We start from the raw sequence: 23,499 nt of genomic DNA, 5'->3' as shown, positions 1-23,499 counted from the left end.
TTTGATCTGGATCAATGCGCAGTGCAAACGTGAAGGCACTCCGGCGAGTCCTGGCGGACTAATGTGTATCCCGCCTTTGGACATGGAAAGCTGATGAATCGAAAGATGCTGCAAAACAAAGCCCAGATGTTGCTCCTGGTGCTGGTCACGGTCGCCTTCATCTGGATTTTGCTGCCATTTTACGGCGCGGTGTTCTGGGCGGTGATCCTGGGTATCGTCTTTGCGCCGATGCAGCGCCGCCTGCAGGTGAAGTTCGGCTGGCACCGCAATGTCACCTCGCTGGTCACGTTGAGCATCTGTGTGGTCTGCGCGATCTTGCCGGTGATCATCATCAGTACGTTGTTGGTCCAGGAAGGCGCGGCGCTGTACAAGAGCCTGGAAAGCGGCGAGCTGGACATTGCCGATTACCTGGCCCGCTTCAAGGATGCCTTGCCACCGTACTTCCAGCACCTGCTGGACCGCTTCGGCCTGGGCAACCTGAACGGCTTGCGCGACAAGATCGTCAAGAGCGCGATGCAGGGCAGCGAGTTCTTCGCCACCCAGGCCTTCAGTTTCGGCCAGGGCACCTTTCAGTTCCTGGTCAGCTTTTTCGTGATGATTTATCTGTTGTTCTTCTTTCTGCGCGATGGCGCGGAGCTGGTGCGCAAGGTGCGCATGGCCGTTCCCTTGGGGGAACATCAAAAGCGTCGCCTGCAGTTGAAATTCAACCGGGTGGTGCGGGCCACGGTGAAAGGCAACCTGCTGGTCGCCATCAGCCAAGGTGCGCTGGGTGGGCTGATCTTCTGGATCCTGGGGATTCCGACGGTATTGCCCTGGGCGGTGCTGATGGCATTCCTGTCGTTGTTGCCGGCGGTGGGGGCGGGCCTCGTCTGGGCACCGGTGGCGGTGTACTTCCTGCTCTCGGGGGCGATCTGGCAGGGTGTGGTGCTGATGCTGTTCGGGGTGTTCGTGATTGGCCTGGTGGACAATTTCCTGCGGCCGATCCTGGTGGGCAAGGACACCAAGATGCCCGACTACATGGTGCTGGTCTCGACCCTGGGCGGGCTGGCGGTGTTCGGGCTGAACGGCTTCGTGATCGGGCCGCTGATCGCCGCGCTGTTCATGTCCTGTTGGGCCTTGTTCGTCGAAAGCACGCCGCGTGTGCAGTTGCCCTAGGCGCTCAGCAGGTAGGGCCCGATGCGTTGCGACAGTGCCTGGGCGGCGGGCAGTGAAGTCAGCGGGCCGCTGATGGTCACGCCGTCCTGCACCAGGTACCAGCAGGCCAGCAGCCCTAGTTCCCTGAGTGGGGCGGGAACGGCGCTGCCAATGACAGACATGATTTGAACCTTGGGCATGGGAAACCTCCATCAATCGATGGGGTTACCTTACGGCTCAGGGGGAAGGACGGAAAATCAACTGACTCAATAGTAGGAATCGATGCCGCTCAATCGACGACCAGATCGAGCATGTGCACCACTTCCTGCTCGTTGAGCAGGCCCTTGCGAACCAGGTTTTCCGCGAGCAGGGAAAGAAACTTGGCGCTGCGGTGGCCTTCCAGTTGCTTGAGTTCGGTCAGTACGTTGTACACCTTGCTGGAGGTGCACAGGCCGACAATGCGATGGGGATTTTGTGTGGGCATACCTTCGTCCTTGTTGTTTTGAAGCTGTTGTTGGCGGACAGTGCCAGTTTGCGGCCCTGTCATGACGCTCACGTGACAGCTTGGGTTGTCGTAAAAATAAAGCAGGATCCGGACCATATTGCCTTTTTGACGCCGGATTATTGTTCCGACAGCGACCTCGGCCAGACTTATATGGCCATCCACCTGTTTTTCGCCCACAAAAAAAGCCCCTGGATCTTTCGATTCAGGGGCTTTTTGGTGTTGCTGTCTGGCTCCACGACCTGGACTCGAACCAGGGACCCAGTGATTAACAGTCACTTGCTCTACCAACTGAGCTATCGCGGAATGGCGCGTATGTTACTGATTGGAAAAGAGAAGTCAAGCGTCTATTGGCGAACGGCGCATTCCCGGTGCCCATTGATGGTCAATCCGCGATTGGCAGTTACCGCAAGGGCGGGAGAGGGCTACCATGGTCGCCCGGAAGTGGCAGGACGCGCTGCCGGCCATTCGCCGACATTGAGGTACGCGCCATGAACCACCTGTTACCACTTCACACAGTCCGTTGCGCCGAGGTGTGCTTGTGAGCACCGCTCAGATCAGTTTGCCCAAGGGGGTGGGGCCTCACGCCGAGAAACTGTACGACGCCATCACCCAGGCGAGCACGGTCGAAGAATTGAACCGTGCCGGAGGCAAGGCCGAAGGGTTTGTCCTGGGGCTGGAAAGCACCAAGGCCATCAAGAGCCAGGTGGCCGAGTCGTTGTATGTCATCTATGACGATGCGGCGAGCCAGCGGGCGACGGAGTTGTAGTCTCGATCTGGTGCTTTTGTGGCTAGGGAGCAAGCTCCCTCGCCACGGGGCGGGCGCTCAAAAAAGAACGGGAAGCCATGGCTTCCCGTTCTTCATCCCAATGACCTTCAGATCACCTGGACAATGGCCTTGGTCACCGCATCGATGTTGTTCTGGTTCAGCGCGGCCACGCAGATGCGGCCGGTGTCCAGGGCGTAGACGCCGAACTCGTTGCGCAGGCGCGTCACTTGTTCAACGGTCAGGCCGGAGTAGGAGAACATCCCGCTCTGACGGGCGACGAAGCTGAAGTCGTGCTGCGGGGCGGCCTTGGCCAGCATGTCAACCATCTGGTTGCGCATGTCGCGGATACGCAGGCGCATTCCGGCCAGTTCCGCTTCCCATTGGGCCCGCAGCTCCGGGCTGTTGAGCACGGCGGCGACGATGCTGGCGCCGTGGGTGGGCGGGTTGGAGTAGTTGGTGCGGATCAGGCGCTTGACCTGGGACAGCACGCGGGCACTCTCTTCTTTCGACTCGCTGACGATCGACAGGGCGCCGACACGCTCGCCGTACAGGGAGAACGACTTGGAGAACGAGCTGGAGGCGAAGAACGTCAGGCCCGACTCTGCGAACAGGCGCACGGCCGCCGCGTCTTCGTCGATACCGGCGCCAAAGCCTTGGTAGGCCATGTCCAGGAACGGCACGTGGTTCTTGGCCTTGACCACGGCCAGCACGTTTTTCCAGTCTTCCGGGTTCAGGTCAACGCCGGTCGGGTTGTGGCAGCAGGCGTGCAGCACAACGATCGAGCGATCGGGCAGGGCGTTGAGGTCTTCCAACAGGCCGCTGCGGTTCACGTCGTGGGTGGCGGCATCGTAGTAGCGGTAGTTCTGCACCGGGAAGCCGGCGGTTTCGAACAGGGCGCGGTGGTTCTCCCAACTCGGGTCGCTGATGGCCACGACCGCGTCAGGCAGCAGTTGCTTGAGAAAGTCGGCACCGATCTTCAGTGCGCCAGTGCCGCCCACGGCCTGGGCGGTGATGACGCGACCGGAGGCGATCAGCGGCGAATCCTTGCCGAACAGCAGGGTCTGCACAGCCTGGTCGTAGGCGGCAATGCCGTCGATTGGCAGGTAGCCACGGGAAAGGTGCTGAGCCACGCGAATCGTTTCGGCCTCGACCACGGCGCGCAGGAGTGGAATGCGCCCCTCCTCGTTGCAGTAAACACCCACACCCAGGTTGACCTTATTGGTACGGGTGTCGGCGTTGAAAGCTTCGTTGAGGCCCAGGATGGGGTCGCGGGGTGCCAATTCGACAGCGGAAAACAGGCTCATTAGTGCGCGGCTCTGAATGGAGAATGAGGGGACGTGTGACGCTCCAGCCGAATGCACTAGAGCGGTGCACAAACGGGGAGCTAGTATAGAGGCCATCATCCGGCACGGCGACAGGCGATTCGGCTTTTAGGCGAAGTTTTTTCGATTTTTTTCGACCGTTAGTCTTCTGGCCGCGTCAAAGTCTTCAAGGCGTGTAGGACGTTCGTCTTGAAAGCGAAGGCATTCACCTCCACATTGTGTGCATCCCAGCTTTTTCCTCGGGCGACACCCGTCGTTTCGGTCTTTCTCGTTCCTGTCGGCTGGCCGACAGGGGTGAATCCAGAGGTTATGTCATGTCTGAATTCCAGCTAGTCACCCGCTTCCAGCCCGCCGGCGATCAGCCGGAAGCCATCCGCCTGATGGTCGAAGGCATCGAGGCCGGGCTGGCGCACCAGACGTTGCTCGGTGTGACCGGCTCGGGCAAGACCTTCAGCATCGCCAACGTGATCGCCCAGGTGCAGCGCCCGACCCTGGTCCTGGCGCCGAACAAGACCCTGGCGGCGCAGTTGTACGGTGAGTTCAAGGCGTTTTTCCCGAACAACGCCGTGGAGTACTTCGTTTCCTACTACGACTACTACCAGCCCGAGGCCTACGTGCCGTCGTCGGACACCTTCATCGAGAAGGACGCCTCGATCAACGACCACATCGAACAGATGCGCCTGTCGGCGACCAAGGCGCTGCTCGAGCGCAAGGACGCGATCATCGTCACCACGGTTTCGTGCATCTACGGCTTGGGCAGCCCGGAAACCTACCTGAAGATGGTGCTGCACGTGGATCGCGGCGACAAACTCGACCAGCGCGCCTTGCTGCGGCGCCTGGCGGACTTGCAGTACACCCGCAACGACATGGATTTTGCCCGGGCGACCTTCCGGGTGCGGGGCGATGTGATCGACATCTACCCGGCGGAATCGGACCTGGAAGCCATCCGCATCGAGCTGTTCGACGATGAAGTGGAGAGTCTCTCGGCGTTCGATCCGCTGACCGGCGAAGTAATCCGCAAGTTGCCACGCTTCACCTTCTACCCCAAGAGCCACTACGTGACGCCCCGGGAAACTTTGCTGGACGCCATCGAAGGGATCAAGGCCGAGTTGCAGGAACGCCTGGAGTACCTGCGTTCGAACAACAAACTGGTGGAAGCCCAGCGTCTGGAGCAACGGACCCGCTTCGACCTGGAGATGATCCTGGAGCTGGGCTACTGCAACGGCATCGAAAACTACTCGCGCTACCTGTCGGGCCGTCCAGCGGGTGCGCCGCCGCCGACCTTGTATGACTATCTGCCGGCCGATGCCTTGCTGGTGATCGACGAATCCCACGTCAGCGTGCCCCAGGTCGGCGCCATGTACAAAGGCGACCGTTCGCGCAAGGAAACCCTGGTGGAATACGGCTTCCGCCTGCCCTCGGCGCTGGATAACCGGCCGATGCGCTTCGACGAATGGGAAAGCGTGAGCCCGCAGACGATTTTTGTCTCGGCCACCCCTGGCAACTACGAGGCCGAGCATGCCGGGCGGGTGGTCGAGCAAGTGGTGCGACCGACCGGGCTGGTGGACCCGCAAGTCGAGGTGCGTCCGGCGCTGACCCAGGTGGACGACCTGCTCTCGGAAATCAGCAAGCGCGTGGCCGTGGAGGAGCGGGTGCTGGTCACCACGCTGACCAAGCGCATGGCCGAAGACCTCACCGATTACCTGGCCGACCATGGCGTGCGGGTGCGTTACCTGCACTCGGACATCGACACGGTGGAGCGGGTCGAGATCATCCGCGACCTGCGCCTGGGCACCTTCGATGTGCTGGTGGGCATCAACCTGCTGCGCGAAGGCCTGGATATGCCGGAAGTGTCGCTGGTGGCGATTCTCGACGCCGACAAGGAAGGTTTCCTGCGCTCCGAACGCTCGTTGATCCAGACCATCGGTCGCGCGGCGCGTAACCTGAACGGCCGGGCGATTCTGTACGCTGACCGCATCACCGGCTCCATGGAGCGGGCCATCGGCGAGACCGAGCGCCGTCGCGACAAACAGATCGCCTTCAACCTGGCCAATGGCATCACTCCCAAGGGCGTGTTCAAGGACGTCGCCGACATCATGGAAGGCGCCACCGTGCCAGGCTCGCGCAGCAAAAAACGCAAAGGCATGGCCAAGGCGGCCGAAGAGAGCGCCCGCTACGAGGCCGAACTGCGCTCCCCGAGCGAAATCACCAAGCGCATCCGGCAACTGGAAGAGAAAATGTACCAGTTGGCCCGGGACCTGGAGTTCGAAGCGGCGGCGCAATTGCGTGATGAGATTGGCAAGTTGCGGGAGCGGTTGCTGGCTGTCTGAGGTTGTGTGGCGGCCTTTAGGGGCCTCATCGCGAGCAAGCTCGCTCCCACAGGGGATCATTGGATGATTCGATCAAACTGTGGGAGCGAGCTTGCTCGCGATGGGCGCGACTCGGTTTGACAGCTGGCCACACAAATCCCGCTCTCACTGGAGCCCGCCCGCCATCGCCTGTTACCATTCGCCCCCTGTTTTATCTTCGCTTTTATATTCTTTCCGAGACATGCCATGACCACCGTCCGCACCCGCATCGCGCCTTCGCCCACTGGCGATCCCCATGTCGGCACCGCCTACATCGCTTTGTTCAACTATTGCTTTGCCAAGCAGCATGGCGGCGAGTTCATCCTGCGGATCGAGGACACCGACCAGTTGCGTTCGACCCGCGAGTCCGAGCAGCAGATCTTCGATGCCTTGCGCTGGTTGGGGATCGACTGGAGCGAAGGTCCGGACGTCGGTGGCCCGCACGGTCCGTACCGCCAGAGCGAGCGTGGCGACATCTACAAGCAGTATTGCCAGCAGTTGGTGGACATGGGGCATGCGTTCCCGTGTTTCTGCACCGCCGAAGAGCTGGACCAGATGCGCGCCGAGCAAATGGCCCGCGGCGAGACTCCGCGCTATGACGGCCGGGCGCTGCTGCTGTCCAAGGAAGAAGTCGCCCGTCGCCTGGCGGCTGGCGAGCCTCATGTGATCCGCATGAAAGTGCCGAGCGAAGGCGTCTGCGTGGTGCCGGACATGCTGCGTGGCGATGTCGAGATCCCGTGGGATCGCATGGACATGCAAGTGCTGATGAAGACCGACGGCCTGCCGACGTACTTCCTGGCCAACGTGGTCGACGATCACCTGATGGGCATCACCCACGTATTGCGCGGTGAAGAATGGCTGCCGTCGGCGCCGAAACTGATCCTGCTCTACGAATACTTCGGCTGGGAACAACCGCAGCTGTGCTACATGCCGCTGCTGCGTAACCCGGACAAGAGCAAGCTGTCCAAGCGCAAGAACCCGACCTCGGTGACCTTCTACGAGCGCATGGGCTTTATGCCCGAGGCGATGCTCAACTACCTGGGGCGGATGGGTTGGTCGATGCCGGACGAGCGCGAGAAGTTCTCGCTGCAGGAAATGGTCGAGCATTTCGACCTGTCGCGGGTCTCCCTGGGGGGGCCGATCTTCGATATCGAGAAGCTGTCGTGGCTCAACGGCCAGTGGCTGCGGGACTTGCCGGTGGAAGAGTTCGCCGCGCGCGTGCAGACGTGGGCGTTGAACCCTGAGTACATGATGAAGATCGCGCCCCATGTGCAGGGCAGGGTAGAGACCTTCAGCCAGATCGCCCCGCTGGCCGGCTTCTTCTTTGCCGGTGGCGTGACGCCGGACGTGAAGCTGTTCGAGTCCAAGAAGCTCTCCGGCGACCAGGTACGCCAGTTGATGCAACTGATCCTGTGGAAGCTCGAAAGCCTGCGTCAGTGGGAGAAGGACAGCATCACCGCGACCATCCAGGCGGTGGTCGAGTCGCTCCAGTTGAAATTGCGCGATGCCATGCCGCTGATGTTCGCCGCCATTACCGGCCAGGCCAGTTCGGTGTCGGTGCTCGATGCGATGGAGATTCTCGGGCCGGACCTGACCCGTTTCCGCCTGCGTCAGGCCATCGATCTGCTCGGTGGCGTGTCGAAGAAGGAGAACAAGGAGTGGGAAAAACTGCTGGGCGCGATCGCGTAAGCGCTCGATGAGGCAGGACATACCCCGGTTTTCCGGGGTTTGTCGGTAAGTGATTGTTATCCCGGCAAAAAATTTTCAAATTTGTTGAAAATAAATTTGACAGGCCTCTGATACGCCCTTAAGATTCGCCCCGTCCTCAGCGATGAGGGGCTATAGCTCAGCTGGGAGAGCGCTTGCATGGCATGCAAGAGGTCGACGGTTCGATCCCGTCTAGCTCCACCAATTTACACTTCAAGGCCTGGCCACACCGGACTTGAAGCGATCAACACTCAGCGTTGATCAGTTGTATAGAAGGGTTTGCGTCCCCTTCGTCTAGTGGCCTAGGACACCGCCCTTTCACGGCGGTAACAGGGGTTCGAGTCCCCTAGGGGACGCCAGTTTTACAGAAGCGATGTTGCAAGATGTCGCTCCGCCGCGAGGCGAAAAATCCGGGGCTATAGCTCAGCTGGGAGAGCGCTTGCATGGCATGCAAGAGGTCGACGGTTCGATCCCGTCTAGCTCCACCAATTACAGGTTCAAGGTCTGGCCACACCGGCCTTGAATCGATCAGTTCTCAGCGCTGATCAAGTTAGAAGGTTTGTGTCCCCTTCGTCTAGTGGCCTAGGACACCGCCCTTTCACGGCGGTAACAGGGGTTCGAGTCCCCTAGGGGACGCCACGATTACCCGCTCTGCGGGATTTTATAAGGGTCATTCAATTCTTGAATGGCCCTTTTGTTTGTCTGGCGTTTGGCCAATCCCCTTATCCTTTGAAAAAGTCTTCTGACCAGCGGTGAACATTTACGCTTGCGGAAAATTATTACATGGATAATATTTCAGTCGTAATATTCGGAGGCGACGATGAGCGATAAAAAGGCACAAACCCGTGAACGCATTCTCAAGGCCGCCAGCGATGCGCTGATCCAGCGTGGGCCGGCGGAGCCAAGCGTGGGCGAGGTGATGGGCGCGGCCGGGCTGACGGTGGGCGGTTTTTACGCCCATTTCGAAAGCAAGGATGCCTTGATGCTGGAGGCCTTCAAGCAACTGCTCAATCGGCGTCGCGGCTTGATCGCCGATATGGACGGTGAGCTGACAGGCGAAGAGCGGCGTGCGTTGGTCGCCGCGTTCTATCTGTCCCGAAAGCACCGCGACTCCACCGAGCAAGCCTGCCCGATTCCTGCGTCGATCGGTGAACTCGGACGACTGCCGGATGCGTTTCGTGAGGTGCTCAATGAGCATATCGAGTTGATGGTCGCGCAATTGGCGGCCAGCCCGGAGGACGCCGACAAGGCGCTGGCCGACATCGCCTTGATGGTCGGTGGCCTGGCCCTGGCGCGGGCCTTGGGCCCGGGAGAGTTATCGGATCGTTTGCTGCGCGCTGCCAAGTCGGCGGTGCGTTGAGCTGAGGCGCGAGCCCTGGAGATGCGCGATGGACAGGTTTAGCTGGATACGTAGTGTCAATGGCACGCTTGGCTGGGTGGCTCCGCGCCTGGTGGCGAAGCAGATGCGTTCGCTGTTCATGCGCCCTCGAAACTTGCCGCCGCGGGATTGGGAGCTGCCGATGCTGGCGACGTCCGAGCGTATCACCTTGCGTTTCGGTCTCTCGGCCTTGCGTTGGGGCAAAGGCCCGGCGGTCTTGTTGATGCACGGTTGGGAAGGGCGGCCGACCCAGTTCGCGGCGCTGATCACGGCCCTGGTGGGCGCTGGTTATACGGTCGTGGCGCTGGACGGTCCGGCCCACGGGCGTTCGCCGGGTCGCGAGGCGAATGTCTTGTCGTTCGCCAGGGCGATGCTCGAAGCCGCCGCCGAGCTGCCGCCGTTGCAGGCGGTGATCGGGCATTCCATGGGCGGTGCCAGCGCCATGCTGGCGGTTCAGTTGGGGTTGCGTACCGAGACGCTGGTCAGCATCGCCGCGCCCGCTCGCATTCTTGGGGTGCTGCGCGGTTTCTCCCGAATGATGGGCCTGCCGCCCAAGGCGCGTTCGGCCTTCATTCGCCAGGTGGAAAGCGACGTGGGCATGCCCGCCTCGAAGATGGATGTGGCGCATTACCAGCTGGACGTGCCGGGGTTGATCGTCCATGCCGAGGACGACACATCGGTCTCGGTCAAGGAGTCGCAATTGATTCATGAGGCCTGGTTCGACAGTCGGCTGTTGCGACTGCCACAGGGTGGGCATCAGCGGGTGCTGGCCGATCCTCGTGTCATTGATGGGGTGTTATCACTGTTGGCCGGTCGCAGCCTGCAAGCGCGGCAATCGGCTTGAGCGGCGGGAGCGAGGCTTGCCCGCGATGGCGGTCGAGCTCGGATCCGGTACACTGCCCCGATCCAAATTCGACCGGGAGAGGGGCATGGGCTGGGATCGGGCAACGCCATTCATCATTGATCTTCAGGTCAATGCCGAAGACATCGACGGGCTGGGCCACGCCAACAACGCGGTATACGTCACCTGGCTCGAGCGCTGTGCCTGGCGCCATTCCCAGCGCCTGGGCCTGGATCTGGTGGAGTATCGACGCCTGGACCGGGCCATGGCGGTGGTGCGGCATGAAATCGATTACCTGGCGGCCGCCTATGAAGGCGACGAATTGCAATTGGCGACCTGGATCGTCGACTGGGACCAGCGCCTGAAAATGACCCGGCATTTCCAGCTGGTCCGTCCCCGCGACAACGCCACGTTGCTGCGGGCCCAGACCACCTTCGTCTGCATCGAACTGTCCACTGGCCGGCCCAAGCGCATGCCGCAGGAATTCATCGAGGGGTATGGCCCCGCCCTGGAACCGTCCGGCATCCTCGTCGACTGACCCACCGCCATCGCGAGCAAGCTCAGCTCCCACAGGGATTGATGGTGAATTCCGATGTCATGGGCAAAATCCGGTAAACTGCCGCACGTTTTTTCGTTGAGTGTGTGTTTCCATGCAAATTGCCCTGGCGCCCATGGAGGGGTTGGTCGACAACATCCTGCGGGACGTCCTGACCCGTGTTGGCGGTATCGACTGGTGTGTCACCGAGTTCATCCGCGTCAACGATCGTCTGCTCACGCCGGCCTATTTCCATAAGCTCGCCCCTGAGTTGCTGACTGGTGCCCAGACCGCTGCCGGCGTGCCGTTGCGGGTGCAATTGCTCGGCTCCGATCCGGTGTGCCTGGCGGAAAACGCGGCATTGGCGTGCGAGTTGGGCTCGGAGGTGATCGACCTCAATTTCGGTTGCCCGGCCAAGACCGTGAACAAATCCCGGGGCGGGGCAGTGTTGCTCAAGGAGCCGGAACTGCTCAACGAAATCGTCGAACACGTGCGCCGTGCGGTGCCGAAACACATTCCCGTCACCGCCAAGATGCGCCTGGGTTTCGATAGCCCGGATGGCGCCCTGGTCTGTGCCACGGCGTTGGCCGAAGGCGGCGCGGCGCACATCGTGGTGCATGCGCGGACCAAGGTCGATGGCTACAAGCCTCCGGCCCATTGGGAGTGGATCCCCCGCGTGCAGGAAGTGGTCAAGGTGCCGGTGTTCGCCAATGGCGATATCTGGAGCGTGGAGGATTGGCGCCGTTGCCGCGAAATCAGCGGTGTCGAAGACATCATGCTCGGTCGCGGCCTCGTTTCCCGCCCTGACCTGGCCCGGCAGATCGCCGCCGCCCGGGCTGGCGAGGACGTGGTCGAGATGTCCTGGGCCGAGTTGCAGCCGATGCTCCATGACTTTTGGCAGCAAGTGGTCGAACAGCTGACGCCGCGCCAGGCCCCGGGCCGGTTGAAGCAGTGGCTGGCGATGCTGACCCGCAATTACCCCGAAGCGGTGGAGCTGTTTACCGCGCTGCGCCGGGAAACCGACCTGGACGCGGTGGGGCATTTATTGGGTGTGCGGCGCACCGAAGCGGCCTGAAAAAAATTCGAAAAAACCTCTTGAAAAGTTTTTGGCGGACCCTAGATAGGGGTTACGCGATGCCGAATTCGGGTCGCGGAGACAAAAAAACTTGCTGAATTTTTCAGGAGATTTGAATCATGAGTACTGCATTTTCGCTGGCCCCTCTGTTCCGTTCCTCGGTAGGCTTCGATCGCTTCAACGATCTGTTCGAAAGCGCCCTGCGCAACGAACCAGGCAGCAGCTATCCACCCTACAACGTGGAAAAACATGGTGATGACGAGTACCGCATCGTGGTCGCCGCCGCCGGGTTCCAGGAAGAAGACCTGGACCTGCAAGTGGAAAAAGGTGTGCTGACCATCAGTGGCGGCAAGCGTGAAGCCAGCAACGACAGCGTCACCTTCCTGCACCAGGGCATTGCCCAGCGTGCGTTCAAGCTGTCCTTCCGGTTGGCCGATCATATCGAGATCAAGTCCGCCGGCCTGCGTAACGGTCTGTTGAGCATCGATCTGTTGCGAGTGGTTCCGGAAGAGGCGAAAGCCAAGCGCATCCCGATCAACGGTGCGCAGCAGCAACCCGCGCTGCAAAACTGATGCATCGCAACTGAAGAAGGGCGCCCGATGGCGCCCTTCTTCATTCTGGAGATCAGTGGAAGACGCATTGTGGCGAGGGGATTTATCCCCGTTGGGCTGCGAAGCGGCCCCAAAAAGAACAGCCGACGCTGTTTAGGCCTGACACACCGAGGCGACTGCTTTTAGGGCTGCTTCGCAGCCCAGCGGGGATAAATCCCCTCGCCACACAGTTACGGCAACAACCGCTCAAACGCCTCCAGCGGCAACGGCCGACTATGCAGGTAACCCTGGTACAAATGGCAATCGAGCCCCTGCAAAAAATGCAATTGCTCCAGGGTCTCCACGCCTTCGGCGATCATCACCAGATTGAGGCTGCGGGCCATGGCGACGATGGCGCGGATGATTTCGGCGTCGTTGGGGTCGCTGGTGGCGTCGCGCACGAATGACTGGTCGATTTTCAGCGTGTCCACCGGCAGGCGCTTGAGGTAGGTCAGCGACGAATAACCGGTGCCGAAATCGTCCATGGCGAAGCTCACCCCCAGTTTCTTGAGCCGGCGCATCTTGGCGATGGTGTCGTCCAGGTTCTGGATCACGATGCCTTCGGTAATCTCCAGTTTCAGCAGCGAGCAGGGCAGGCCGTGGGTGGCCAGGCTGCTTTCGATGCGTTCGACGAAGTCGCTCTGGCGGAATTGTCGTGGGCTGATGTTCACGCACAGGCTGAATCGCTGCGGATCGATCTTGCCCTTGGCGATCAGTTGCTTGAAGCCGTCGCAAGCTTCATCGAGGATCCAGGTGCCGACTTCGAGGATCAGGCCACTGTCCTCCAGCACTTTGATGAATTCGTTGGGCGATTGGGCGCCGAGCTCCGGGTGATGCCAGCGCACCAAGGCCTCGGCGCCGATGATGCGGTTGTCCCGGGCATCGACCTGAGGCTGGAAATGCACGCTGAACTCGCCACGGGCCAGGGCCAGGCGCAGGTCGGTTTCCATGCGCAACCGTTCGCTGGCGGCTTTTTGCATGGTGGTGTGGAACATCTGCGAGGTGTTGCGTCCCGAGTCCTTGGCGCGATACAGCGCAATGTCGGCGCGCTTGAGCAAGTCGGTAGGGGTGGAGCCGTGGTCGGGGATCAACGCGATACCGATGCTCGGCGTGACCTGAAGTCGCTGGCCATCGAGAAACATCGGTTCCGAGAGCAGTTCACGCAGGGTGTCGGCCAGGGCCTGCACTTGCTTGCTGACCTCGTTTCGCGAGCCCTCCAGGCCGCTGAGCAGCACCACGAACTCATCGCCACCCAGCCGCGCCACGGTGTCCTCCAGGCGTACGCTGGCTTCCAGGCGCGCGGTGATGATTTTCAGCACGGTATCGCCCACCGGGTGACCGAGGGAATCGTTGATGTGCTTGAAGTGGTCCAGGTCGAGAAATAGCAGGGCGCCGCGCAAGTTGTGACGCTTGAGCAGGGCGATCTGCTGGCTCAGGCGGTCCATCAGCAAGGCCCGGTTGGGCAGGTTGGTCAGCGAGTCGTGGTAGGCCAGGTGGCGGATCTGGGCTTCGGCATTGCGCAGCAGGCTCACGTCTCGGGCGGTCAGTAGCAGGCACTCGGTTTCATTGAGGGTGATGGGCTCCACCGAGACCTCCACCGTGAGGAGTTCCCCACGTTTATTACGCCCGAGCATCTCTTGGTGATGCACGCGGCCCTTGAGTTGCAATTCGGCCAGCAGGGCGGCGCGTTGCTTTTCTTCGGCCCAGATCCCTATCTCGTAGACCGTATGCCCGATCACTTCGTCGGCGCGGTAGCCGGTCAACCGGCAGAAGCCGTCGTTGACCTCAAGATAGCGACCGCTTTGGTGTTCGGTGATGGTGATGGCGTCGGGGCTGGAATGAAACGCCTTGGCGAATTTCTCTTCACTGGCCTTGAGGGCGGCTTCGGAGCGTTGCTGCTGCGTGATGTCGCGCAAGGTCGTGACGATGCACGGCTGGTTGCCGACATTGATTTGCCGGCTGGAAATCACACAGGTCAGTGGCTGGCCGTTCTTGTGGTGAACGACGATGGCGACATTGTTCAGCGATTGTTCGCGGATCACCCGTTCGATGCGTTGCAGACTGCTGCCCGAGCCGCCCCAGAGGCCGATTTCGTCGGCGCTGAGGCCAATCACGTCGTTGGTGGTCCAGCCGAAGGTCTGGGTGAAACTGGAGTTGATCTCGAGGAAGCGCCCGTTGTCCTGGTGAGTGACGCAGATCGGGTCGGGACTGACCTGGAACAGCGTGGCGAATTTCTCTTCCGAGGCGGCCAGGCTTTGTTCGCGCTCCACCTGGTCGGTGATGTCCAGCAAGGTCCCGGCCATGCGCGAGGGGCTGCCGTCGTCGTTGCGGTAGAGGCGGGCGCGGCTTTCCAGGTAGCGCGAGCTGCCGTCGGGCAGTTGTACGCGGTAGGTCAATTGATAGTTGCCCGCCGGGCCTTCCCGCAGGCTGCGATAGGCGTTGCGCATGTTGTTGCGTTCTTCCGTGGGAACCCCCTCGAAAAACGCATCGAATGATTCGTGGAACGGCTTGGGTTCCAGGCCGTGGAGCTGCGCGGCCCGGGCCGAGCCGTAGAGCATGCCGCTGGGAATATGCCAGTCCCAGGTGCCCAGTTGCGCCGAGTCGAGGGCCAGGTCCAGGCGTTCCTGGCTGTCCTTGAGGGCCTGTTCGGCGAGCTTGCGCTCGGTGGTGTCGAGGAACGTACTCAGCAGGTACGGCTGGCCTTCGAGTTCGACTTTCTGCGCACTCAGAATGCCGTTATGAATCTGGCCGTTGCTGGCGCGGAACGCCACCTCCATGCTGACCAGTTCGCCCTTGGCCTTGGTTGCCTCCACCAGTTTCGCCCGCTGCTTGGGGTCAACCCACAAGCCCAGTTCCAGGGTGGTACGGCCGATCACGTCATGCACCGGCCAACCGAACAGGCTTTCGAAATACTGGTTGGCCTCGCTGATCAGCCCGTCTTCCTGGCGGGTCAGCAAGACCATGTTCGGGCACAGATGAAAGAGCGTGGCGAAGCGTTTTTCCGAGCTGCGCAGCGCCTGTTCCCGCTCGCGCTGATGGGTGATCTCACGAATCACCCCGATCATGCGCGGCCGGCCGTGCTTGTCGGGGAGCACGCTGCCACTGATTTCCAGCCAGTGCAGGCTGCCGTCGGGCCAGACGATGCGGTGATGCATCGCCTGTTCCAGCGGCGCGCCGGCCACTGCCGCGTGAAAGGCGCGCACGGCCCTGGCCCGGTCTTCGGGCAATAGCAGGTCGAGGTAGTCCACGTCCGCTGGCAAGGGTTGGCGCGGATCGAAGCCGAACAACGCCTGGGTGCCGCGGGACCAACTGATCTGGCCGCTGTCGATGTCCCACGACCAGGCGCCCAGCCGCGCACCGTTCAGGGCGGCCAGCAACTGTGGCGCACTGTCCCAGCTTTGCTCGGACCGCTTCGGGTCGAGCGCCTGAATGCGCGGCAGGGGCGGGAGATGGTCAGCAGGTTTGGGCATTTCTAGCGAACCTTGAGCGGTTTTGGGCATTAAGCACAAGCCTTCAAGGCCCTACAGGCGCGGCACAACCTATGCCTTTGTCCCTGGCAAATCGATTTGTGCGTCCAGTAAGGCCATGAAAGCCCGTGCGGCATTCGATAGCGTCCGTTCGGTGTGCAAGATATAGCCTAGCTGGCGACTGAGCTGTATGCCCGGCAAAGGAATGCGCGCAACCTGTTCATCGAGCATGGTGCGCGGCAGAACGCTCCAGGCCAGGCCGATGGAAACCATCATCTTTATGGTTTCCAGATAATTCGTGCTCATGGCGATGTTTGGCGTCAGGCCCTGGGCCTCGAACAACCGTTGCACAATGTGGTGGGTAAAGGTGTTGCCCCCCGGGAACACCGCCGGATGCAAGGCAATGTCCGCCAGGCTTACCGCGCTGTTTTCCAGCAACGCATGCTCCGGGGCGACCACGAAATCCAGGGGGTCGTCCCACACCGGCGTGGCCCTTACCAGCGTGTGGGGCTCGGGGGCGAGAGTGATGACGGCCAGTTCCGCCCGGCCATGGAGGATTTCTTCGTAGGCCACTTCCGAATCCAGGAACTGGATATCCAGCGCCACCTGGGGATAACGCCGGGTGAACTCCCGCAATAAAGGTGGCAAGCGGTGCAGGCCGATGTGGTGGCTGGTGGCGAGCGTCAGGCGCCCGGTCACCTCGCCGGTCAGGTTGGTCAGGGCGCGGCGGGTGTCGTCCAGCACGTTGAGGATCTGGTAGGCCCTCGGTAACAGGGCCCGGCCGGCCTCGGTCAGGCCCACCTCACGGCCCAGGCGGTCGAACAGGCGTACCTTGAGTTGTTGTTCGAGGCCGGCAATGCGCTTGCTGATGGCCGGCTGGGTCAGGTGCAGGCGTTCGCCGGCGCCGGAGAAACTGCCCGTCTCGGCGATGGCAATAAAGGCATTGAGGTTGGCGAGGTCCATGGCGATTCCGTTCAGATTCCAGTTGGTTATGCAAAGCATGAAAAATATGAATTTGAGTTATTTAATGTAACCCCATAGGATCAGCCTCACAAGCCAAGGGGTTATTGATTCGTTCAAGGCCCGGGGCATAGAAACAAGCTGATGAGGAAACCGTCTGATGGCCGGCAAAACGCTCTACGACAAGCTCTGGGATTCGCATTTGGTCAAACAGCGCGACGATGGCTCGGCGCTGATCTATATCGACCGTCACATCATTCACGAAGTGACGTCGCCGCAAGCCTTCGAAGGCCTGCGCCTGGCCGGGCGCAAGCCGTGGCGCATCGATGCCAACATCGCGACCCCGGACCACAACGTACCGACCACGCCGGAGCGCAAGGGCGGCATCGAAGCCATTGCCGACCAGGTCTCGCGCCTGCAGGTCCAGACCCTCGACGATAACTGTGACGAATACGGCATCGTCGAATTCAAGATGAACGATGTGCGCCAAGGCATCGTCCACGTCATCGGCCCGGAGCAGGGCGCGACCTTGCCGGGCATGACCGTGGTCTGCGGCGACTCGCACACCTCGACCCACGGTGCCTTCGGCGCCCTGGCCCATGGCATCGGTACGTCCGAGGTCGAGCACGTGCTCGCCACCCAGTGCCTGGTTGCCAAGAAAATGAAAAACATGCTGGTGCGCGTCGAAGGCAAGTTGCCGTTCGGCGTGACCGCCAAGGACATCGTCCTGGCCGTGATCGGCAAGATCGGCACCGCTGGCGGTAACGGCCACGCCATCGAGTTCGCCGGCAGCGCGATCCGCGACTTGTCCGTCGAAGGCCGCATGACCATTTGCAACATGTCCATTGAGGCCGGTGCCCGCGTCGGCCTGGTGGCCGCCGATGAAAAGACCGTGGAATACGTCAAGGGCCGTCCGTTCTCGCCCAAAGGCGCGGAATGGGACATGGCGGTCGAGGCCTGGAAAGACCTGGTCTCCGATGCCGATGCCAAGTTCGACACGGTGGTCGAGCTCGACGCGACGCAGATCAAGCCGCAAGTCAGCTGGGGTACGTCCCCGGAAATGGTCTTGGCCGTGGACCAGAACGTACCGGATCCGGCCAAGGAAATGGACCTGGTCAAGCGCGACTCCATCGTCCGCGCCTTGAAGTACATGGGCTTGAGCGCCAACCAGGCGATCACCGACATCCAGCTCGATCGCGTGTTCATCGGCTCCTGCACCAACTCGCGGATCGAAGACCTGCGCGCCGCTGCGGTGATCGCCAAGGGCCGCAAGGTGGCCTCGACCATCAAGCAGGCCATCGTGGTGCCGGGCTCGGGCCTGGTGAAGGCCCAGGCCGAAGCGGAAGGGCTGGACAAGATTTTCCTCGAGGCCGGTTTCGAATGGCGTGAGCCGGGCTGCTCGATGTGCCTGGCGATGAACCCTGACCGCCTGGAATCGGGCGAGCATTGCGCCTCCACCTCCAACCGTAACTTCGAAGGCCGTCAAGGCGCCGGTGGCCGTACGCACCTGGTGAGCCCGGCCATGGCCGCCGCGGCGGCCGTCAACGGCCGTTTCGTCGACGTCCGCGAATTGATCTGAAGGAGCGCAGCATGAAAGCTTTTACCCAGCACACCGGTCTTGTCGCGCCTTTGGATCGCGCCAATGTCGACACCGACCAGATCATTCCCAAGCAATTCCTGAAGTCCATCAAGCGCACCGGTTTCGGCCCGAACCTGTTCGACGAATGGCGCTACCTGGATGTCGGCCAGCCGTACCAGGACAACTCCAAGCGGCCGTTGAACAAGGATTTCGTGCTCAATGCCGAGCGTTACCAAGGCGCCAGCGTGTTGCTGGCCCGGGAGAACTTCGGCTGCGGTTCGAGCCGCGAGCACGCGCCATGGGCCCTGGAAGAGTACGGTTTCCGCAGCATCATCGCGCCGAGCTATGCCGACATCTTCTTCAACAACAGCTTCAAGAATGGTTTGCTGCCGATCATCCTCAGCGATGCTGACGTGGATGAGCTGTTCCAGCAGGTCGAGGCCAGCCCTGGCTATCAATTGCAGATCGACCTGGCCGCCCAGACGGTGACCCGTCCCGACGGCAAGGTGCTGGGTTTCGAGATCGATGCGTTCCGCAAGCACTGCCTGCTCAACGGCCTGGATGACATCGGCTTGACGCTGCAGGACGGCGAGGCGATTGCCGCGTTCGAGGCCAAGCACCGGGCGAGCCAGCCTTGGTTGTTTCGCGACGCATGATGGATTGATGTAGGCAGTACCGGCTTCATCGCGAGCAAGCTCGCTCCCACAGGTGTTTTGTGAACACCCAAATCCCCTGTGGGAGCGAGCTTGCTCGCGATGGGGGCCGCCCAGGCAAAAAAACCATAAGGAAATCCCATGACCAGCACCGCCCACAGTCAGGTTGTACAAAAGCAATTCGGTGAACAGGCTTCGGCCTATCTGAGCAGTGCCGTGCACGCCCAGGGCGCTGAGTTCGCGCTGCTACAGGCTGCGTTGGCCGGTCATGGCGATGCCCGTGTGCTGGACCTGGGCTGTGGCGCCGGTCATGTGAGTTTCCATGTGGCGCCGCTGGCCGGTGAAGTGGTGGCCTACGATCTGTCCCAGCAGATGCTGGACGTTGTGACCGCAGCAGCGGCCGAGCGTGGCCTGGACAACATCAGCACGGTACGGGGCGCCGCCGAGCGCCTGCCGTTCGCCGACGCTGAGTTCGACTTCGTGTTCAGCCGTTATTCGGCGCATCATTGGAGCGACCTGGGCCTGGCGTTGCGGGAAGTGCGACGGGTGCTCAAGCCGGGCGGGGCGATGGCGTTCATCGACATCCTGTCGCCGGGTACGCCGTTGCTGGACACCTACTTGCAAAGCATCGAAGTGCTGCGTGACACCAGTCATGTGCGCGATTATTCGGCCGACGAGTGGTTGCGCCAGGTCAGCGAAGCGGGGTTGCACACCCGCAGCACCTCGCGCCAGCGCCTGCGCCTGGAGTACCACTCCTGGGTCGAACGCATGCGTACGCCTGAGGTGATGCGCGGGGCGATTCTCCAGCTGCAGCGTTCGATGGGCGATGAAGTGCGAGAATATTTTGAGATTGAGGCCGATGGTTCGTTCAGTACAGATGTACTGGTGCTGTGGGCCGAGCGATAGCATTTTTCCCGGCCTGGCCTTGGGTGCGGAACCCAGGCCGGTGTCGACAGAGCAAACGAGGAAAGCATGAGCAAGCAGATTCTGATTCTCCCAGGTGACGGCATTGGCCCGGAAATCATGGCCGAGGCGGTCAAGGTCCTGGAGCTGGCGAACGACAAGTACGGCCTGGGCTTCGAACTGAGCCACGACGTGATCGGCGGTGCCGCCATCGACAAGCACGGCGTGCCCCTGGCCGACGAAACCCTGGACCGTGCCCGTGCCGCCGATGCCGTGCTGCTGGGCGCCGTGGGCGGCCCGAAATGGGACAAGATCGAACGTGACATCCGCCCTGAGCGCGGCCTGCTGAAGATTCGCGCGCAACTGGGCCTGTTCGGCAACCTGCGTCCGGCGATTCTTTATCCGCAACTGGCCGATGCGTCGAGCCTGAAGCCGGAAATCGTCTCGGGCCTGGACATCCTCATCGTGCGTGAGCTGACCGGCGGTATCTACTTCGGCGCCCCGCGTGGCACCCGTGAGCTGGATAATGGCGAGCGCCAGGCCTACGACACCTTGCCGTACAGCGAAAGCGAAATCCGCCGTATCGCCCGGGTCGGCTTCGACATGGCTCGCGTGCGGGGCAAGAAGCTGTGCTCGGTGGACAAGGCCAACGTGCTGGCTTCCAGCCAACTGTGGCGTGAAGTGGTCGAGCAGGTGGCCAAGGATTACCCGGACATCGAGCTGAGCCACATGTACGTCGACAACGCCGCGATGCAACTGGTGCGTGCGCCCAAGCAGTTCGACGTGATCGTCACCGACAACATGTTCGGCGACATCCTGTCCGACGAAGCGTCGATGCTCACCGGCTCCATCGGCATGCTGCCGTCGGCCTCCCTGGACGCCAACAACAAGGGCATGTACGAGCCATGCCACGGTTCGGCGCCGGACATCGCCGGGCAGGGCATTGCCAACCCATTGGCGACCATCCTGTCGGTGTCGATGATGCTGCGCTACAGCTTCAACTTGAACGATGCCGCCGACGCGATCGAAAAAGCCGTCAGCGTGGTCTTGGACCAAGGCTTGCGCACCGGTGATATCTGGTCGCAAGGTTGTACCAAAGTCGGTACGCAGCAAATGGGCGATGCAGTAGTCGCCGCGCTGCGGAATCTGTAATCTCTCGGGCCCACCGCTTCGACGGTGGCCCACTTTTGTATAGGTGTAGTTGCGATGAAACGTGTAGGTCTGATCGGTTGGCGCGGCATGGTCGGTTCCGTGCTCATGCAGCGAATGCTGGAAGAGCAGGATTTCGATCTCATTGAGCCGGTGTTTTTCACCACTTCCAATGTCGGTGGCCAGGGCCCGTCCGTGGGCAAGGACACCGGTGCGCTCAAGGATGCCTACAGCATCGAAGAGCTCAAGACCCTCGACGTGATCCTGACTTGTCAGGGTGGCGACTACACCAGCGAAGTGTTCCCCAAGCTGCGTGAAGCCGGTTGGCAGGGTTACTGGATCGACGCCGCCTCCAGCCTGCGCATGCAGGACGACGCGGTGATCATCCTCGACCCGGTCAACCGCAAGGTCATCGACCAGCAGTTGGACGCGGGCACCAAGAACTACATCGGCGGCAACTGCACCGTCAGCCTGATGCTGATGGGCCTGGGCGGCCTGTTCGAAGCCGGTCTGGTGGAGTGGATGAGCGCCATGACCTACCAGGCCGCGTCCGGTGCCGGCGCGCAGAACATGCGTGAGCTGATCAAGCAGATGGGCGCCACCCACGCCGCCGTCGCCGATGACCTGGCCAACCCGGCCAGTGCCATCCTCGACATCGACCGCAAGGTCGCCGAGGCGATGCGCAGCGATGCCTATCCGACCGAGAACTTTGGCGTACCGCTGGCCGGTAGCCTGATCCCCTGGATCGATAAGGAACTGCCCAACGGCCAGAGCCGGGAAGAGTGGAAGGCCCAGGCCGAAACCAACAAGATCCTCGGTCGCTTCAAGAGCCCGATCCCGGTGGACGGCATCTGCGTGCGCATCGGCGCCATGCGCTGCCACAGCCAGGCGCTGACCATCAAGCTGAACAAAGACGTGCCGATCGCCGACATCGAAGGGTTGATCAGCCAGCACAACCCTTGGGTCAAGCTGGTGCCGAACAATCGCGAAACCAGCATGCAGGAGCTGAGCCCGACCAAGGTCACCGGCACCCTGAATGTACCGGTGGGCCGTCTGCGCAAATTGAATATGGGTTCGCAATTCGTCGGTGCCTTCACCGTCGGCGACCAACTGCTGTGGGGCGCGGCCGAACCGCTGCGCCGCATGCTGCGGATCCTGCTCGAGCGTTGATCGACTGCTGTTGTGAAAGAACCCGTGCCTTGTGAGAGGCGCGGGTTTTTTTTGGGGAGACGGTTGTGTGTCAGGGCTGGCCTCATCGCGAGCAAGCTCGCTCCCACACGGGATTTCCAGTGACCGTAAAACCTGTGGGAGCGAGCTTGCTCGCGATAGGGCCAGTCCAGGCACTGCAACTACCCTAGCCAATTGCCTGCGTACCCACCACCCGGTAAAGTGCCGCTCCCCACGTTTTACCTGAGGTAGACCCATGAGCCAGTCCTTTGATATTGCCGTGATCGGCGCCACCGGTACTGTCGGCGAAACCCTCGTCCAGATTCTCGAAGAGCGGGACTTCCCGGTCGGCAACCTGCACCTGCTGGCCAGCAGCGAATCGGCAGGCAGCTCGGTGATGTTTCGCGGCAAAAACGTGCGGGTGCGTGAGGTCGATGAGTTTGACTTCAGCAAAGTCCAACTGGTGTTCTTCGCCGCCGGCCCGGCGGTGACCCTGAGCTTCGCCCCGCGGGCCACGGCGGCCGGCTGTGCGTTGATCGATTTGTCCGGGGCCTTGCCGCCCGAGCAGGCGCCGCAGATCGTGCCGGAAGCCAACGCCCAGGTCCTGGCCGGCTTGGGCAAGCCGTTGCAGGTCAGCAGCCCCAGCGCATCGGCCACGGCCCTGGCGGTCGTGCTGGCGCCACTGCGCGAGTGCCTCGATCTGCAGCGTATCAGCCTGACCGCCAGCCTCGCGGTGTCGGCCCAGGGCCGCGTGGCCGTGAGCGAGCTGGCCCGCCAGACCGCCGAGCTGCTCAACGCCCGTCCGCTGGAGCCGAAGTTCTTTGACCGGCAGATGGCGTTCAACCTGCTGGCCCAGGTCGGCGCGCCGGACGAGCAGGGCCATACGTCGCTGGAAAAGCGTCTGGTTCGTGAGTTGCGCCAGGTGCTGAATCAACCTTTGTTAAAGATTTCCGTCACTTGCATTCAAGCCCCGGTGTTTTTTGGCGATAGCTTTAGCGTGACCGTGCAGTCTGCGAACGCCGTCGACCTGGCCAAGGTCAACGCGGCCCTGGAAGCGGCGCCCGGTATCGAACTGGTGGAGGCGGGCGACTACCCGACTGCGGTGGGTGATGCGGTGGGGCAGGATGTGGTCTACGTTGGTCGTGTACGTGGTGGGATCGACGATCCGGCTGAACTGAATATGTGGCTGACGTCGGATAACGTGCGCAAGGGCGCGGCGCTCAATGCCGTGCAGGTGGCTGAGTTGTTGATAAAAGACTTGCTGTAAAAGATACTTGGCATCAATTTGTCGAATGATTCTAGCTGGGCGCTATGCTTGGCCGGAGTGCTGAAGGCGAACATCCCTCTGGGGGACTTCCCGGGGCATGAGTGAAATGATCGCGCGCACCGTCGCTTCGGGGCTGCGCGCAATGCCTTACGG

20 protein-coding genes and 5 tRNA genes are annotated in these 23,499 nt (G+C 61.6%); 19 read left to right on the top strand and 6 right to left on the bottom strand.

Going from position 1 to position 23,499, the window contains the following annotated elements; genetic code table 11:
• Positions 1 to 93: 93 nt before the first annotated feature.
• Positions 94 to 1,155 (top strand): AI-2E family transporter, encoded by a 1,062-nt coding sequence (locus BM321_RS14245; RefSeq protein WP_092331401.1) that lies wholly within the window; start codon positions 94 to 96, stop codon positions 1,153 to 1,155.
• On the opposite strand, the gene BM321_RS14240 is transcribed toward BM321_RS14245, so the two are convergent.
• The 3 genes from BM321_RS14240 to BM321_RS14230 all read right to left on the bottom strand — a co-directional run bounded on the left by BM321_RS14240 (position 1,152) and on the right by BM321_RS14230 (position 1,942).
• Positions 1,152 to 1,334, bottom strand: a complete 183-nt coding sequence (locus BM321_RS14240; RefSeq protein WP_003203898.1) for a hypothetical protein — start codon at positions 1,332 to 1,334, stop codon at positions 1,152 to 1,154. The genes BM321_RS14245 and BM321_RS14240 overlap by 4 nt on opposite strands.
• Positions 1,335 to 1,423: 89 nt before the next feature.
• On the bottom strand, positions 1,424 to 1,618 hold the full coding sequence (locus BM321_RS14235; RefSeq protein WP_003203896.1) for a hypothetical protein: 195 nt from the start codon (positions 1,616 to 1,618) through the stop codon (positions 1,424 to 1,426).
• A gap of 248 nt (positions 1,619 to 1,866) precedes the next feature.
• Positions 1,867 to 1,942: transfer RNA gene (locus tag BM321_RS14230), tRNA-Asn, on the bottom strand.
• A 235-nt stretch (positions 1,943 to 2,177) separates the two neighbouring features.
• Here BM321_RS14230 and BM321_RS14225 point away from each other — a divergent pair.
• A complete protein-coding gene (locus tag BM321_RS14225; protein ID WP_092442898.1) occupies positions 2,178 to 2,405 on the top strand; it encodes a hypothetical protein in 228 nt (75 codons plus the stop codon).
• Between the two features lie 107 nt (positions 2,406 to 2,512).
• Here BM321_RS14225 and BM321_RS14220 read toward each other — a convergent pair whose 3' ends face one another.
• Positions 2,513 to 3,709, bottom strand: a complete 1,197-nt coding sequence (locus BM321_RS14220; protein WP_092442897.1) for an amino acid aminotransferase — start codon at positions 3,707 to 3,709, stop codon at positions 2,513 to 2,515.
• Positions 3,710 to 4,041: 332 nt separating this feature from the next.
• On the opposite strand from BM321_RS14220, the gene uvrB reads away from it, so the two are divergent.
• The 11 genes from uvrB to BM321_RS14165 all read left to right on the top strand — a co-directional run bounded on the left by uvrB (position 4,042) and on the right by BM321_RS14165 (position 12,183).
• Entirely contained in the window at positions 4,042 to 6,057 is a 2,016-nt protein-coding gene (gene uvrB / locus BM321_RS14215; RefSeq protein ID WP_060741432.1) for an excinuclease ABC subunit UvrB, read from the top strand.
• Positions 6,058 to 6,282: 225 nt separating this feature from the next.
• Positions 6,283 to 7,764, top strand: coding sequence for a glutamate--tRNA ligase (gene gltX, locus BM321_RS14210; RefSeq protein WP_092442896.1), 1,482 nt, complete (start codon positions 6,283 to 6,285; stop codon positions 7,762 to 7,764).
• A gap of 146 nt (positions 7,765 to 7,910) precedes the next feature.
• Positions 7,911 to 7,986 (top strand) — tRNA-Ala (locus BM321_RS14205).
• A 79-nt stretch (positions 7,987 to 8,065) separates the two neighbouring features.
• Positions 8,066 to 8,141 (top strand) — tRNA-Glu (locus BM321_RS14200).
• Between the two features lie 53 nt (positions 8,142 to 8,194).
• Positions 8,195 to 8,270 (top strand) — tRNA-Ala (locus BM321_RS14195).
• A gap of 75 nt (positions 8,271 to 8,345) precedes the next feature.
• A tRNA-Glu gene (locus tag BM321_RS14190) sits at positions 8,346 to 8,421 on the top strand.
• Between the two features lie 181 nt (positions 8,422 to 8,602).
• Positions 8,603 to 9,142, top strand: coding sequence for a TetR/AcrR family transcriptional regulator (locus tag BM321_RS14185; protein WP_092331392.1), 540 nt, complete (start codon positions 8,603 to 8,605; stop codon positions 9,140 to 9,142).
• A 28-nt stretch (positions 9,143 to 9,170) separates the two neighbouring features.
• Positions 9,171 to 10,004 carry an alpha/beta fold hydrolase gene (locus BM321_RS14180; RefSeq protein ID WP_092442895.1) on the top strand — a complete coding sequence of 278 codons (834 nt, stop codon included), beginning with the start codon at positions 9,171 to 9,173 and terminating at the stop codon, positions 10,002 to 10,004.
• An 85-nt stretch (positions 10,005 to 10,089) separates the two neighbouring features.
• A complete protein-coding gene (locus BM321_RS14175; RefSeq protein ID WP_092442894.1) occupies positions 10,090 to 10,539 on the top strand; it encodes an acyl-CoA thioesterase in 450 nt (149 codons plus the stop codon).
• A gap of 112 nt (positions 10,540 to 10,651) precedes the next feature.
• Positions 10,652 to 11,611 carry a tRNA dihydrouridine synthase gene (locus tag BM321_RS14170; RefSeq protein ID WP_072407044.1) on the top strand — a complete coding sequence of 320 codons (960 nt, stop codon included), beginning with the start codon at positions 10,652 to 10,654 and terminating at the stop codon, positions 11,609 to 11,611.
• 119 nt (positions 11,612 to 11,730) lie between these two features.
• A complete protein-coding gene (locus tag BM321_RS14165) occupies positions 11,731 to 12,183 on the top strand; it encodes an Hsp20 family protein (protein ID WP_092203819.1) in 453 nt (150 codons plus the stop codon).
• A 209-nt stretch (positions 12,184 to 12,392) separates the two neighbouring features.
• On the opposite strand, the gene BM321_RS14160 is transcribed toward BM321_RS14165, so the two are convergent.
• On the bottom strand, positions 12,393 to 15,671 hold the full coding sequence (locus BM321_RS14160; RefSeq protein WP_092442893.1) for a PAS domain S-box protein: 3,279 nt from the start codon (positions 15,669 to 15,671) through the stop codon (positions 12,393 to 12,395).
• 69 nt (positions 15,672 to 15,740) lie between these two features.
• Positions 15,741 to 16,631 (bottom strand): LysR family transcriptional regulator, encoded by an 891-nt coding sequence (locus tag BM321_RS14155; RefSeq protein ID WP_060741438.1) that lies wholly within the window; start codon positions 16,629 to 16,631, stop codon positions 15,741 to 15,743.
• Between the two features lie 157 nt (positions 16,632 to 16,788).
• On the opposite strand from BM321_RS14155, the gene leuC reads away from it, so the two are divergent.
• The 6 genes from leuC (at position 16,789) to BM321_RS14125 (ending at position 23,346) form a co-directional block, all read left to right on the top strand.
• Entirely contained in the window at positions 16,789 to 18,207 is a 1,419-nt protein-coding gene (gene leuC, locus BM321_RS14150) for a 3-isopropylmalate dehydratase large subunit (RefSeq protein ID WP_003203866.1), read from the top strand.
• Positions 18,208 to 18,218: 11 nt separating this feature from the next.
• Positions 18,219 to 18,863 (top strand): 3-isopropylmalate dehydratase small subunit, encoded by a 645-nt coding sequence (gene leuD / locus BM321_RS14145; protein WP_092331378.1) that lies wholly within the window; start codon positions 18,219 to 18,221, stop codon positions 18,861 to 18,863.
• Positions 18,864 to 19,001: 138 nt separating this feature from the next.
• A complete protein-coding gene (locus BM321_RS14140) occupies positions 19,002 to 19,766 on the top strand; it encodes a class I SAM-dependent methyltransferase (RefSeq protein WP_092331375.1) in 765 nt (254 codons plus the stop codon).
• Positions 19,767 to 19,832: 66 nt separating this feature from the next.
• A complete protein-coding gene (gene leuB / locus BM321_RS14135; RefSeq protein ID WP_060741441.1) occupies positions 19,833 to 20,915 on the top strand; it encodes a 3-isopropylmalate dehydrogenase in 1,083 nt (360 codons plus the stop codon).
• A gap of 54 nt (positions 20,916 to 20,969) precedes the next feature.
• Complete coding sequence (gene asd, locus BM321_RS14130; RefSeq protein ID WP_024779161.1) at positions 20,970 to 22,082, top strand: aspartate-semialdehyde dehydrogenase; 1,113 nt, start codon at positions 20,970 to 20,972, stop codon at positions 22,080 to 22,082.
• 253 nt (positions 22,083 to 22,335) lie between these two features.
• Positions 22,336 to 23,346, top strand: coding sequence for an aspartate-semialdehyde dehydrogenase (locus BM321_RS14125; protein WP_092442892.1), 1,011 nt, complete (start codon positions 22,336 to 22,338; stop codon positions 23,344 to 23,346).
• Positions 23,347 to 23,499: the final 153 nt, after the last annotated feature.

It is taken from the genome of Pseudomonas sp. NFIX10, assembly GCF_900111955.1.
In the GTDB taxonomy this organism is placed as follows: Bacteria; Pseudomonadota; Gammaproteobacteria; order Pseudomonadales; family Pseudomonadaceae; genus Aquipseudomonas; species Aquipseudomonas fluorescens_AA.
The sequence above is the reverse complement of the archived record's forward strand: the minus strand, read 5'-3'. Positions and strand labels throughout refer to the sequence as shown.